The organism is Maribacter litoralis (assembly GCF_902506355.1).
GTDB classification, from domain to species: Bacteria; Bacteroidota; Bacteroidia; order Flavobacteriales; family Flavobacteriaceae; genus Maribacter; species Maribacter litoralis.
The window spans coordinates 2,433,332-2,446,989 of the sequence record NZ_LR733271.1 but is presented as its reverse complement, the minus strand read 5'-3'; the positions used below and the strand labels follow the sequence as shown (position 1 = coordinate 2,446,989).

8 protein-coding genes are annotated in these 13,658 nt (G+C 36.1%); 1 reads left to right on the top strand and 7 read right to left on the bottom strand.

The features are described 5' to 3' along the window. Positions 1–5: 5 nt before the first annotated feature. The 7 genes from EXIGUO8A_RS10185 to EXIGUO8A_RS10155 form a co-directional block, all read right to left on the bottom strand. Entirely contained in the window at positions 6–1,919 is a 1,914-nt protein-coding gene (locus tag EXIGUO8A_RS10185; protein WP_159303043.1) for an OmpA family protein, read from the bottom strand. Positions 1,920–1,930: 11 nt separating this feature from the next. Next, positions 1,931–2,911 carry a PorP/SprF family type IX secretion system membrane protein gene (locus EXIGUO8A_RS10180; RefSeq protein WP_159303042.1) on the bottom strand — a complete coding sequence of 327 codons (981 nt, stop codon included), beginning with the start codon at positions 2,909–2,911 and terminating at the stop codon, positions 1,931–1,933. An 8-nt stretch (positions 2,912–2,919) separates the two neighbouring features. Then, complete coding sequence (locus EXIGUO8A_RS10175) at positions 2,920–7,692, bottom strand: Calx-beta domain-containing protein (RefSeq protein ID WP_159303041.1); 4,773 nt, start codon at positions 7,690–7,692, stop codon at positions 2,920–2,922. Between the two features lie 157 nt (positions 7,693–7,849). Continuing rightward, positions 7,850–8,737: an ACP S-malonyltransferase gene (gene fabD / locus EXIGUO8A_RS10170; RefSeq protein ID WP_159303040.1), complete on the bottom strand. Its 888-nt coding sequence runs from the start codon at positions 8,735–8,737 to the stop codon at positions 7,850–7,852. A 76-nt stretch (positions 8,738–8,813) separates the two neighbouring features. Beyond that, complete coding sequence (locus EXIGUO8A_RS10165) at positions 8,814–9,323, bottom strand: gamma carbonic anhydrase family protein (RefSeq protein WP_116770351.1); 510 nt, start codon at positions 9,321–9,323, stop codon at positions 8,814–8,816. Positions 9,324–9,332: 9 nt separating this feature from the next. Next, on the bottom strand, positions 9,333–10,064 hold the full coding sequence (locus tag EXIGUO8A_RS10160) for a LytR/AlgR family response regulator transcription factor (RefSeq protein WP_159303039.1): 732 nt from the start codon (positions 10,062–10,064) through the stop codon (positions 9,333–9,335). After that, positions 10,061–12,262: a tetratricopeptide repeat-containing sensor histidine kinase gene (locus EXIGUO8A_RS10155; protein WP_236564466.1), complete on the bottom strand. Its 2,202-nt coding sequence runs from the start codon at positions 12,260–12,262 to the stop codon at positions 10,061–10,063. The genes EXIGUO8A_RS10160 and EXIGUO8A_RS10155 overlap by 4 nt, the downstream gene beginning before the upstream one ends. 204 nt (positions 12,263–12,466) lie before the next feature. On the opposite strand from EXIGUO8A_RS10155, the gene EXIGUO8A_RS10150 reads away from it, so the two are divergent. After that, positions 12,467–13,642, top strand: a complete 1,176-nt coding sequence (locus tag EXIGUO8A_RS10150; protein WP_159303038.1) for a vWA domain-containing protein — start codon at positions 12,467–12,469, stop codon at positions 13,640–13,642. Positions 13,643–13,658: the final 16 nt, after the last annotated feature.

Genomic DNA, 13,658 nt, shown 5'->3' with positions numbered 1-13,658 from the left:
AAATCTTATTCAACCACAAATAGTGTACGTTCATTCTGCTTATGAAGAAAATCTAGGCAATATGCACCGTTAGTACAATTATTTACTATTTTCTCCTCACCATAACCGGTAGCTTCAATGATGTTATGCGAATTTAAACCGTTACTTAACAAATATTGCTTAATGGTATTTGCTCTATCTTGTGACAATCTCTTATTATACGAGCTACTACCTCTACTATCTGTGTAAGATTCAATTCTTAACCTAATTTGTGGAAAACGCTCTACCGCATCAATTACTTTTTTCAATTCTGTTTCTACCTGAGCATTCATAGTAGATTTCCCTTTATCAAAGTAAAACTTCTTAAGCTTAAGTACAGTTTTCTCTTCTTTTTCGGTAATTAAATCTTCCATTTTTGCCAAGCCCATGTTATAGGCCGTATTCTGAATTTCTTTCATACCCTCTTCTGAGTACGTAGTTGAGAAAATAGAATAACCGTCGCTCATTGCTTGTATGGTTACTTGAGACATCCAAGGAATTTCAATTCTAAAGCTTCCATCTGTACCAGAAACCACTTCTTTTAAAATATCTCCCTGTTGATTTAACAATCGGACTTGAGCCCCTTGTAATCCTGCTTTATTTCTTAGGTTTACCACTTTGCCCCCAAGCGCAAAAGTCTTCAAACCTGGTGTTTCATCAAGCTCGAACGCATAAAGATCATCTCCGCCCTTTCCTCCTTTTCTATTGGAAGCAAAAAAACCTGATAATCCATCATCATCCTTAGACCTTTCAATGATAAATCCAAAATCGTCTGATTTAGAGTTGATACCCTCACCTAAGTTAACCGGTATGGTATAGGCTTCATCAGCCAATATATTAGATTTATAGATATCCATTCCGCCAAGACCATAAAATACATCGGAAGAAAAATAAAGACTACCATCAAAAATATATGGTGCTATTTCATTACCGGGGGAATTGATCCTAGGTCCTAAATTAATAGGTGCGGACATAATCTGTCCGTTATTAGTGTAAACGTAATAAAGATCTGTACCACCATAACTATCATCAAAATTGGCTGCAAAGTATAAGCGTTCGGTCGTATCGTCAAAAAATGGATAGTAAAAAGACGTACTTAAATCTTTTAAGATAAACCTAAACCTACCATTTTCTGAAAGTGTACCAATTGCCAATGCATTTTTACCATTCTCATCATATCGTAATTCACCATCTTCAGTATTAGAAAGAATATAAAAAAATGTAGAAAGTTTAGAAGAGTAATACGGTGTAGATTTGTGAAATTCAGTAGCCGGTATTTCTTTAAAAGCTTCAACATCTACCAAGGCATTTGAAGAATTTATTCTAGCAAAATAGATGTTTAAATACGATTCACCAGTAGGTTCGTAAACGTTTTTAGAATTTCTAGACCTACTACTACTAAACAGAATACCATTTTTGTAAAAAGCCGGAGAGAAATCTCCTTGAGGACTATTTATACCTAAATCACGAATAATATTGTTATCATTTTTATTCGGGATTTCCAATAAACTATAATTGAACTCTGCGTTTTCTAAAAGTTCTGGAGATAATTTATCAGCTTTAGACCTAAGAAAAGTTTTTACCCTATCTCGTTCAGAAATCTTTGATAGGCTTTGTAACATTTTATTAAACCTATTCACAGACATAATGGTATCATTCTTATTGACTTCTAAATAAAGTTCTGAGGCATTATCAAAGCTACCTTTACTGAAATAAGAATCTGCAAGGTTCAATAATTGATGGTTCGTCAATGGATTTTTCTCCATTTCCTTTTTATACTCTGTAATTGCCTGTTGGTATTGATAGCCATAAAACAGATTATCAGCTTTAGACTTTTTATTTTGGGCAAAAGTCAAAAGTGGCATAAAAACCAGAAATGATATGATAAATTTAAATTTCATTATAGTTCTATTTAAAAGAATCTGGGTGAATCTACTTGTTTAGGCTTTCCTTTAGCATTCTTATCACCACTTCCTTTAGATTTTGCAGCTCCTGTTCTACCTAGATAGAATTTTAATATTATTTCATGAGAACCATTATTAAATTCTCCTAGCAAGTTTGTATTGTAATCATAGGAATAACCAGCAAATAATTGGTTAGATATTTGAAAGCCTGCCAATCCACTAAATGCATTATCTAAACGATAGGAAGCACCAGCGGTAAACACATCTGCAATTAAGAAGTTACCCGATAAATTTACGTTTACTGGTGATCCCGAAATAGTATTGACCAAAAAGGCTGGTTTAAATTTTAAATTATCAGAAAGCTCGAACACATATCCCCCAATAAAATTAAATTGAAGTTTGTCTTCTACAATTGATGCAACCTCATCATTATATACCCCTTCTGTCAAAAAATTAGGAACCGAAGCACCTAAGTACCAATCTTCAGCATACAAAAAAGCACCGGCACCTACCGTTGGGTAAAATTTACTCAACATTTCTTCATTCAGATTTTCCCCAGGATTTTCGAAGGTACCTTTAGAAAAATCTACATTTAGAAATGAACCACCAGCATCGATACCAAAGGATAATTTTGTCTCATCCGTAACCATGATCTGGTATGAGTAAGAGATATCTGCATAGGTTTGTGTAGTTGGTCCTAATTCATCATTTACAATATTAATACCCAAGCCAACTTTTTCATTTTGAAAAGGCAGGTTAGCCCCAAAACGAAATGTACGTGGTGCACCAGGAACATCAATCCATTGAGCCCTGTACAAGCCTGAAAATTCAGGGTTTTCTACCGTACCAACATATGCAGGGTTAAAGCTGCCAATATTGTACATGTACTGAGTATACTGTGGTTCTTTCTGTGCAAACGCGTTAAAGCTTAACAGAGAAAATAGTACAAGAGCAACAGTATAACTCGGTTTATAAAAGTTATAATCCATAATTTATTTTATCTAATAAGCTGTATCCAACCTTTATCCAATGTTTCAGGTCCGTTATTAACACTATAGTTCATAATATAAAAATACGTTCCTTTTGGCACTTCTTTTCCTTTATAGGTACCGTCCCAAACATCGGCATCATTTACTTTTTCAGTTTCAAAAACAAGGTTACCGTAACGATCGTAAATTTTAATTTTATATTGCAAATCCACTTCAACCTGTGCACCAGTATCTGGATCTGTCAAAGTTCTATTGATTCGTAATACCTCATTCTGGTTATTTCCATTTGGGGAGAATTGATTGAACAAGAAACCAGGATCCGCAATGCTTTTCTCGATTACCTCAACCTCAACCGTTGCTTCATTATTGAGTGTATTACTATCTCTAGGAGATGACCTTACTATATTCGCCGTATTTGTAAACATTCCTAATGAAGGTGCTATAGCTATTATCTTTAATGTAGCCATCTCTTCCCTATCTAATGATGGAATATTCCAATTACCGGTATCTTCATCATAAACTCCATTAAAATCTGATTCTGCCGAAACGAACATAAATCCGTTTTCAACCAGTATCTGATCATTAACCACAATATCCGTTACTACATCCGATTCAGAAATATTAGTTACCCTAATAATAAATTCCACTTCATCGCCAACCAAAGCCTTATCTGGTCTCGCTTCTTTAGAAATTCTTAAATCAACTCCCTCTGGGGCTTCAGTGTTTAAAACTACTGTGGATTCATCATTCTCGGAATTATTATCCGATGGAATAGATTCTAACAATTCAGCAGTATTTGTATACGGACCTTGCTCATCTACGGTTACCGTAATATTCAATTCGGTAGAAATACCCGCTTCAAGTTCTGGAATAATCCAACTACCGGTTATTTCATCATAATCTTGAGAATCTGCAGAAACAAATATAAAACCAAGCTCCAATAAGTCACCAATTACTATAGACCTGGCCGTTCTATCTGATAAGTTAGTGACCAAAATGGTAAATACTACAGTATCACCTACTAAAGCATCTATATTATCTACAGATTTCAAAACTTCCAAATCTATAGGCTCATCGCAATTTGGCGTTGCCACAGGATCACAAGGATCATCTGGATCCGAACCGTTTGTTTGTTCATCTAAATCTGAAATACCATCACCATCTGTATCGCAACTGCCATTAAATCTATTAGGTATACACGGATTATTATTTGCAGGATCCTGTTGGTCGTTTACTCCGTCGTTATCTGCATCTGCAGTATTCGAATCCAAGGCATCAATGATACCATCGCCATCTTCATCTAATGGATTATCAATATCATCACCTACCTCTTCACCATCTTCAATACCATCGCCATCGGTATCAGGATCGTTGGAATCAGTTCCCAAAACCACTTCTTGACCACCTAGGAGTCCGTCATTATCATCATCGGTTTCACAGTCGCTCACATTGATAGTAACTTCGACTGTTGGATTTTCACAAGGTGCTGTTGAATTAGTAGTGGTATAGCTAAAAATATACGCCCCAGAAGCAGCACCTTCAAATTCCACCACATTAGTAGAGCTGATATCCACGTTAGTTTCTGGACCAGATACAAAAATCCAAACCCCAGGATCAGCACCAGAAAGTCTTGAATCCAAATCTATAGCAGTAAGTCCGTTTGCCGCTACATTACAAATAGAACCGTTTGTTGCCGTACCGGTCGAAGCCTGCACACCAATTCTAGCAACCACAGGCTGTCTTTCTGTGGTACAACCATTTTCGGTAGCCTCAACATAATAAGTTGCGGTGGCATTCAAAGAGGGCGTGGTAAAAGTCTCGCCAGTAGCAATAGGAGTAACAGCATCTAAGGAATCAAACCAATTGACAGATGCGCCATCGCTAGGTTCAACACTTAATAAAAGTGTACCAGGACCACAACGTTCATTATCATTTATTTCGTTTAATTGCGGCAACACATTACGTACAATTTGCACTTCTATTGTTCCACTTGCACAATCATTAACTTCATCGTAGAAAAAACCATAGTAAGATGCAGGTAAACTAACATTTTGCGCCTCGGAAACGGTTAAATGAGAATTCGTATTCAATGGATTGGAAACTCTACTCCATGTTAAAACAGTACCTGTGGGTGCTGTACTAGAAGTGTAATCGAATAAATTAGCCGAAAAAGGATCACCGGCATTCTCCACACAATAGATATTTGAAACAGTTTCATCTAAAATAGGTGCTGCCACACAATTATCATCGTCTTGTATAGTTCCAGTGGCAGTACCGCCACCAGCACGTTGTACATTATTTGTAGGTAAACCTAATTGAAGTGTAAACGTTTCAGTATTCTCTAAAACAGCGTCATTATTGATAGGAACCGTAATTTGCTGAATTTCACCCGCATCGCCGTCAAAAGTGAGCGATCCATTATTACCAGTGAAGTCTACACCACCACCTTCTGCTGTTTCGTCAAAAAAGGAATATGAAACCGTTGTACCACCAATAACCTCTAAATCCAATTCCACTTCAAAAACCATTTCACCGGCAGCATCGTCTTCATTTAATGATTCGTTAGAAATTGTTAATGTCCCTTGGTCATTATCCTCAATTTCAACTGTAGCCGATTGCGTAGCAACCGAACCTAAAGAATAACTAGTACCATTTTGTAATGTAATTATAACAGTTTCCGTACCTTCTTGAATTGCATCGTTGATTGGCGAAATATCTATTTCTACAGATTGCTGACCATTTGGAATGTTTACCGCATTTGCATTTATAGCTGTATAATCTGTTCCATTACCAGCCGTTCCCGCAATAGTATAATTAATGGTCATTGTGGTACCCGTATTATTAGGAACACTAAGACCAATTGTAAATTCACCAGGTGAAACTGCATTGTTACTCTCTGCCGCAGTACCATCTGAAGCTGTAATTTCCGCTACATTGGTATCCTCACTAACAATGACTACAGTAGCATTACTTGGACCACCAACAGTATATCCCGTTCCATTGACCAAAGTTAAAATCACCGTTTCATTACTTTCAATGTCATCATCATTAATAGGAGTAATAGTAATGGTACCTGTGCTCTCACCTTCTTCTATTACCACAGACCCCGAAAGATTAGCATAATCATCTCCTTGATCGGCAGTTCCTCCAATTGTGTAATCAATTTCTAAATCGTCCCCTGTGGCGTTTACTTTCTCTACATCTACGGTAAACACCCCAACACCAAGTGGACTCTCATTTGCAGTGGCATCCGTAGATTCAATAGATGCTTCAAAAATATCGGTATCATTTATGTTAATAGTAGCAGTAGCAGAACCTGCATTTCCTAAATTGTATCCGGTACCTGTTGCCAGATTCAAAATTACAGTTTCAGCATTCTCAACTAAATTATCATTTATGGGAGTTAACAAAACCGTTGCATCTTGGCTGCCATCTGCAATAATAACAGAACCGCTCAATGCTGAAAAATCTGACCCGGATGTTGCTGTACCTGCAATCGTATAATTTACTGTAATTGGATTACCAGTATTATTTACCTGATCCAAGCTGATTGTAAACAACCCGGTATTCGTTACGTTATTTGCTTCTACAGCAATAGCATCAGTAGCAGTAACAGATGCTACAAAAGCATCGTCATCTACTATTGTAACAGTATCCGTATTAGGTGTTCCAATTTCATAAAGCGCACTATTAATACTGTTCAGCGTAATTACTACTGTTTCATCACCTTCAATTAAAGCATCATCTATGGGGGCAATGTTAAGATTGGTGAAATCTGAACCGTCTGGTATATTGGCATTACCGGTAATGGTAAAATCATCGCCTTCTGTTGCGGTACCGCTAATGGCATAGTCTACAGTTAAGGCACCACCCGTATCATTCTCCTCACTTAACTCTATTCTAAATCGGCCATTGTTTCCTGAGCCATTTTCATTGGTACTTGGTCTATTTGCCAAAACAGTAACTTGAGCAAGGTCATTATTAAGAATTGTACCCGTACCCGTATCTCCCGCAATTACACTAGTATTATCATCACTTGATAATGTTGCTATAAATGTTTCATTGTCCTCAACTCGAGTATCGTTACCTGTAACAACTGCCATTTGTTTAGATGTTTGCCCTGGCAAAAAAGTAATTTTTTGTTGGTCGCCATTATAATCGTCTGGATCAGTAAACCCTAAAGTACCTTTAGTTGCGGTTCCTCCAGAAAAATCAACTGTTACGGTATGCTCATAGACAACAGCTTTATCAGTACTAATATCAAATACTAAATTATTTCCTTCGGTAGCTTGTACATTATTAATCTCTAAAGTTGTTGTATCATCATCTGCTATTAAGATAGTAACTTGGTCATTAGACCCAATTAAATAGCTAGGATCACTAACCAATTGCACTACTACTGTTTCATCACCCTCCACAAGTACATCTTGTTCAGATGCTATTACATCTATGTCTTCACTTCCACTACCGAACACACTATATGTTACATCTACATTATCTCCTAATTCTAAATAATCAATATTTGAAGTAGCAGTACTAGTAGCCAATACATTGTATTTGACATTTATTGTATTAGGACCAAAACCGTTAACAGTTATTCTAAATCTACCAGAAACGAAATTACCTTCAGCAGCATCTCTTACTTTAGTAATATTAACTGTTTGCGCAGAAACACTTTGGGTGAAAACCCCAAAAACCAACAATGTATAAACAAATAAAAATTGCTTAAACCGTTTAGTATTCTGAAAATTCAAAAGACTATTATATATACTTATTTTCATAGCATTCTTTATCTTACCCTACACTATAATTGGGAAAGTTCTAAATTCCACAATCAAAAATAAGGGTCTCAATATTACAAAAAAATCAAGGTAAACTGCTCAGAAACAGTTGAAAAAAGGATTTATGGGTTAAATGGTAATATTAAGTAAACAATAACTACTCTGGCAACTGTGGGGACTGCGTACTTACTGAAGACTCAATTTTTCTTACCAAACCTTGCAACACTTTACCCGGACCTATCTCTGTAAACACCGAAGCACCATCCTTGACCATTTGTTGAACACTTTGTGTCCATTTTACCGGGGCCGTTAATTGTAGCATTAAATTCTTTTTGATCTCCTCTGCACTGCTCACCGCAGTTGTAGGTACATTTTGATATATTGGGCAACTAGGCGTTGAAAACGTCGTATTTGCAATTGCGGCAGCCAATTCTTCTCTTGCAGGTTCCATTAACGGAGAATGAAAAGCACCGCCAACAGGTAACATCAAAGCACGTCTTGCACCAGCTTCCTTTAATTTTTCGCAAGCTTCTTCTACAGCTGGCAATTCGCCAGAAATTACTAATTGCCCAGGACAGTTATAATTTGCAGCTACCACAATACCTGATATTTCTTCGCAAACTTTTTCTACCACGGCATCTTCCAAACCTAAAACGGCAGCCATTGTCGACGGCTTTAACTCACATGCCTTCTGCATTGCCAAAGCTCGTTGAGAAACCAATTTTAATCCGTCTTCAAAACTTAAGGTATTGTTAGCAACCAATGCTGAAAATTCGCCTAAAGAATGACCCGCAACCATATCGGGCTTAAATGCATCTCCCATTACTTTACTTAGAATTACAGAATGTAAAAAGATGGCAGGCTGGGTTACTTTGGTCTCTTTTAAACCTTCAGCAGTACCATTGAACATAACCTCTGTAATTTCAAAGCCTAAAATATCATTAGCTTTAAGAAACAACTCTTTTGCAATAGGGTATTTCTCGTATAAATCTAAACCCATTCCAACAAATTGAGCACCTTGCCCAGGAAAAACATATGCGTTCATAACTTTTAGTTTTGGTGGCTCAAAAGTACGTATTTTAGCTAGATTGCCATACCCCAAAACTTTTTTGAGTTAACGATTATTCTTTAAACCAACCGGAATACATAGTATAAGCCTCTGCAATTCTATTAATTTCACCCGAACTTAGCTCAGGACTAATATCTTTTATTTTCTTTGCTGGCATACCGGCAAAAATACTTCCAGATGGTACATGGGTTCCTTTAGTTAGAACCGCACCTGCTGCAATAATACTGTTACTTTCTACAACGCAGTCATCCATTATTATACTCCCCATGCCGACCAAAACATTATCATTAATGGTACAACCGTGAACAATGGCATTATGCCCTATAGAAACATTGTTACCGATCGTTGTAGGAGATTTTAAATATGTACAATGTACTACGGCTCCATCTTGAACATTTACCTTATCGCCCATTTTTATATAGTGAACATCACCCCTAAGTACGGCATTGAACCAAACACTACATTGTTTACCCATACTTACCTCACCAACAATGGTGGCATTTTCTGCAATAAAACAATCTTCACCTATACTAGGCTCTTTACCTCTAACGCCTTTTATCATTTTCGTCAATTAATTAAAATAAGATAGAAATTCTTTCTTTTTGGATGCAGAAACCATTACCTCTTTTCCGTTGGACATAACCACACTACCACCCTTACCCTTTCTGTATTTTACTACTTCATTAACATTCACCAAAAAAGATTTATGTACACGTGCAAAAGGATACTCATTTAGGGCATCCTCAAAATACTTTAAAGTTTTACTTACCAATATTTTCTTGTTCAACAAATAAATTTCAGTATAGTTATCATCTGCTTTGCAATATAAAATTTCAGCGATATTCAGTACTTGAAAGCCGTCTTGTTGAGGCAAAGTTAATTTCCCCTCCACTCCATTTGATTTTGTACTGAGTACTACCCCTTCTAAATTTGCTTCCTTTTCTCGAACATTTTCTACATAGGCTACAGCATTTATCAGTTCATCTATATTGATCGGTTTGGTCAAATAATATGCAGCATGATTATTTAAAGCATCTTTTGCATAGTGATCATAAGCGGTGACAAATACGGTCTCAAAAGTTCTATCGGGTAATTGGTCAAGCAAATCAAATGCGTTACCAAAAGGCATCTCTACATCTAAAAAAACAAGATCAAGCTTATTAGCCTCAATTAAAATCTTAGCTTCTTTTATGGAAGAAGCTTCTCCCAATAAGTTAATACTAGTACAATATTTGGCTATATAATTTCGTAGAATCTCCCTACTATTTGCCTCATCTTCTACAATAATCGCATTTAGGCTCATTTCTCTCTTTTTAAAATAAACAGGACTTTGGTTCCCGTACCATCCGATTGTAAATCGGAAATTTTAATATCTACCTTATCAGTATACATATCATTTAAAATAGCGACACGTTTTTGAATAATACCCATCCCTTTAGATTTTTGCTTTCGCTGATTCTGGGTTTTAATTTCGGCAGATTTCTTTCTTCCTATACCATTATCTGTTATAGTTATAATTATAGAATCTGTACTGTTTTCTTTTATTGTAACCAACAGTTCTCCCTTTTCCTCTCTATACCTTAGTCCGTGCCAAATGGCATTTTCTATATAAGGCTGTAACAACATAGGCGGTATTTGAAACTTGGCCACCTGTACATTTTCTTCAATATTTATCTGATAATCGAACTTATCTTCAAAACGAGAATGTTCTAATTTGATATAAAGTTCTAATTGTTGCAGTTCTTTTTCGAGCGGAATAAAATCTTCTTCAGAATTTTCAAGTACAGAGCGCATTAGTGTAGAAAAATCACTGAGATATCTATTGGCACTACGCTCATCGCTCTTAGATATAAAATTATTAACTGAATTCAGTGCATTGAATATAAAATGCGGATTCATTTGCGACCTCAACGATTTTAATGCCAAAAGGTTATTCGCCAATTTCTGTTGTTGATTACTACGGTAAAAGAAGAACGCGGCCAACAGGGTCAGCAAGAGACCCAATATTAAAGAATAAATTACCAATTGTTGGCGTTTGTTGCTCTCTTTAACCAACTCTTGCTCTGTCAAAGCGAGTTCATACTTACTTTGAGACAGCTCCCGTTCCTGCTCCAGTCCCGTAAGTCGGTTTTGAGCACTAGCAATTTCCCTATTAAACCGATTTGCCCTTGAAATTTCTTGTTCTTTGCGTACATACAGAGAATCTACCAATGCAACATACGTTTGATATGTGTCTAGAGCTTTGGTAAAGTCACCTTTCACTTTATACACTTCAGATAACTTTCTGGTTGCATCTTTCTGAACGACTAAATCGTCATCTGAGTCCGCTTCAACAATACTTTTTTCCAAAAAGGGAATAGCCTCATTGTATTTATCTTGAGAAATATATGCGTTTGCAATTTTATAATTTATACGTTGTGATGTAATCGTATCTCCAAGCTCAAGTTTTTTTAATCCGACATTTGGCGCATTTAGTTTTTCTAGTTCTTGCAAACTACTTTTACGCATATTGATTTCTTCGTTGAACCTACTTTTAGTATTGTAGAAATCCGCCACTTTTTCTTTCTCCTGCAAGGCCCGTTTTGGCTCGGATTGTGTAGCTAGTTGTAGTGAATTACCATAATAGGCTTCAGCTTCCATTGACTGGTTCTCTATAGAATACGTATCGGCTAATTTAGAATTCAAGTCAATCATTTTTGAGGTATTCTGATTTTTCTCGGCAATCAACAACCCCCTATTATATAAATCTATAGCCTCTTTGGTCTTACCTTCCCCCTTTTTGGCATCGCCCAATAATTCATAAAGCAGGGCACTCTGGTTCGGCACCATTGTTTTTACTTTTAATAATGGGTTTAATAAATCAATAGACTCTTTAAATCTTGAAGTTAAATTGTATGCCCTACCCAATAATAGTGAAGTTGAAATCGTCTTGTTGTTCTCTAACGCATCTTCATAATTATCTATAGCTAAATCTAATTGTTTATGATATTGATAAATTTCACCAAGTTTGGAAAGAGACCGTGCTAATTCTTTCTTTCTGCCTCTCTTGCCTAGTATAGCAATGGATTGCGCCACAAGATCAATACTTTTTTCTATATCTTTTGCCATAAATGTTTCTGCATCGTCTAATAATTGCTGATGCCTTGAAGCAATATCGGGCAACGAATTTGACCTATTGGTAGGTGAAGACTCAAAGCCTTCCACCAAAATAAGTACATCATCTTTTTTCTCCACATCGTACCATAATGTCTCAATATCATTATGCTCTATGATTAGATGGTCTCCAACTCTAGTAGTAATCTCAAACTCGCCCAGGCCATTAGTGACGACAAAAACTCCCATATCGTTTGAAACGGAAACACCAGAAATTGGGCGTCCAGTATCCCTAACCTCAACCCTTCCTTTCAGGTTAAATTTCAAGGCATTATTTTGAGATTGGGAAAGAAGCATGTTCCATCCAAATACAAAACAAATCAATATGTAAATACTATAATTTTTCATCTGTTATTACTACGGTAAACTTAGCTGATTATTATGGCACAAAAAAATGAACCATTTGCAAATCATGTACTTTTTCCAGCTGTATTTATGCGTTAACAAACCCATTTAGTCACTTAACTAAACTAAAAGGTACTTTCACTCATTTCTACTATTCTAAGAAATTCTTTGCTCTTAGTTTGGACCTGAATTTAAAAAACGAAAACTATGAAAATTTTAAAACCACTTGGGTTAATGAGTATAGCATTATTGACTCTTTCATCGGTATACGCATGTAATTTCAATGAGAACAAAAAACCAATTGAACTAATTGCACAAGCAACGAATACATCAGAAGCAAAAAAAGACAACATTGTTCAAATCGCTTTATTATTAGATACCAGCAATAGCATGGACGGTTTAATAAGCCAAGCTAAATCTCAATTATGGGATATTGTAAATGAATTCAGTTTAGCCAAATGCGAAAATGACGCCAGACCGAAATTACAAATTGCAATTTACCAATATGGCAACGATAATCTTTCAGCCAACGAAGGGTATATACAGCAAGTTTTAGGCTTTAGCAGTGATCTTGATGAAATTTCCGAAAAACTCTTTTCACTAACTACCAATGGCGGTGAAGAGTACTGTGGTAAAGTATTACAGACATCGTTACAACAATTACCTTGGAACAACAACCCAGATTTGTTACGTATGATTTTCATTGCCGGCAACGAGCCTTTCAACCAAGGAAGATATAACTATACAACAGCACTTACCAATGCAAATGAAAAAGGGGTAACGGTTAACACCATTTTCTGTGGTAATTACGAATTGGGCATTAATACAGATTGGAAAAAGGGAGCTACAATGACCGGTGGAGAATATATGGCCATAGACCACAACAAAGAGATAGTTCATATTAATACCCCATATGATGACATCATAATTAAATTAAATTCAAAATTGAACACTACCTATATTTCCTATGGATCTTTAGGTCGAACGAAATACAAAGCCCAATCTGTTCAAGATGAAAATGCCTTAGAAATGGAAGAAGCAGTTGCCGTTAAAAGAGCGGTTAGCAAAAGCTCAAGATTATATAACAACAAAAAATGGGATTTGGTCGATGCCTATGAGGATGATGCTTTTGAAATTAGCGCTTTAGAAAAAGATGATTTACCTGATGTTTTAAAAAATAAAAATGAGGATGAAATAAAAAAATATATAGAGACCAAAAAAACCGAAAGAGTACAGATACAAAAAGAAATACAAGCATATAATTCGAAACGATTATCATATATCGCCGAACATCAAAAAGGAGACAAATCGGGTGAATTGGAGAATGCCATTATCAAGGCAATTAAAAAACAAGCCGAATCAAAAAATTATAGTTGGGAATAAGTATGCAATGATTAAG

What these genes read in the sequence shown, in the direction of transcription:
- EXIGUO8A_RS10150 (WP_159303038.1), top strand. Translation starts at nt 12,467, where the DNA reads ATGAAAATTTTAAAACCACTTGGGTTAATGAGTATAGCATTATTGACT.
- EXIGUO8A_RS10175 (WP_159303041.1), bottom strand. Translation starts at nt 7,692, where the DNA reads ATGAAAATAAGTATATATAATAGTCTTTTGAATTTTCAGAATACTAAA.
- fabD (WP_159303040.1), bottom strand. Translation starts at nt 8,737, where the DNA reads ATGAACGCATATGTTTTTCCTGGGCAAGGTGCTCAATTTGTTGGAATG.
- EXIGUO8A_RS10180 (WP_159303042.1), bottom strand. Translation starts at nt 2,911, where the DNA reads ATGGATTATAACTTTTATAAACCGAGTTATACTGTTGCTCTTGTACTA.
- EXIGUO8A_RS10160 (WP_159303039.1), bottom strand. Translation starts at nt 10,064, where the DNA reads ATGAGCCTAAATGCGATTATTGTAGAAGATGAGGCAAATAGTAGGGAG.
- EXIGUO8A_RS10155 (WP_236564466.1), bottom strand. Translation starts at nt 12,262, where the DNA reads ATGAAAAATTATAGTATTTACATATTGATTTGTTTTGTATTTGGATGG.
- EXIGUO8A_RS10165 (WP_116770351.1), bottom strand. Translation starts at nt 9,323, where the DNA reads ATGATAAAAGGCGTTAGAGGTAAAGAGCCTAGTATAGGTGAAGATTGT.
- EXIGUO8A_RS10185 (WP_159303043.1), bottom strand. Translation starts at nt 1,919, where the DNA reads ATGAAATTTAAATTTATCATATCATTTCTGGTTTTTATGCCACTTTTG.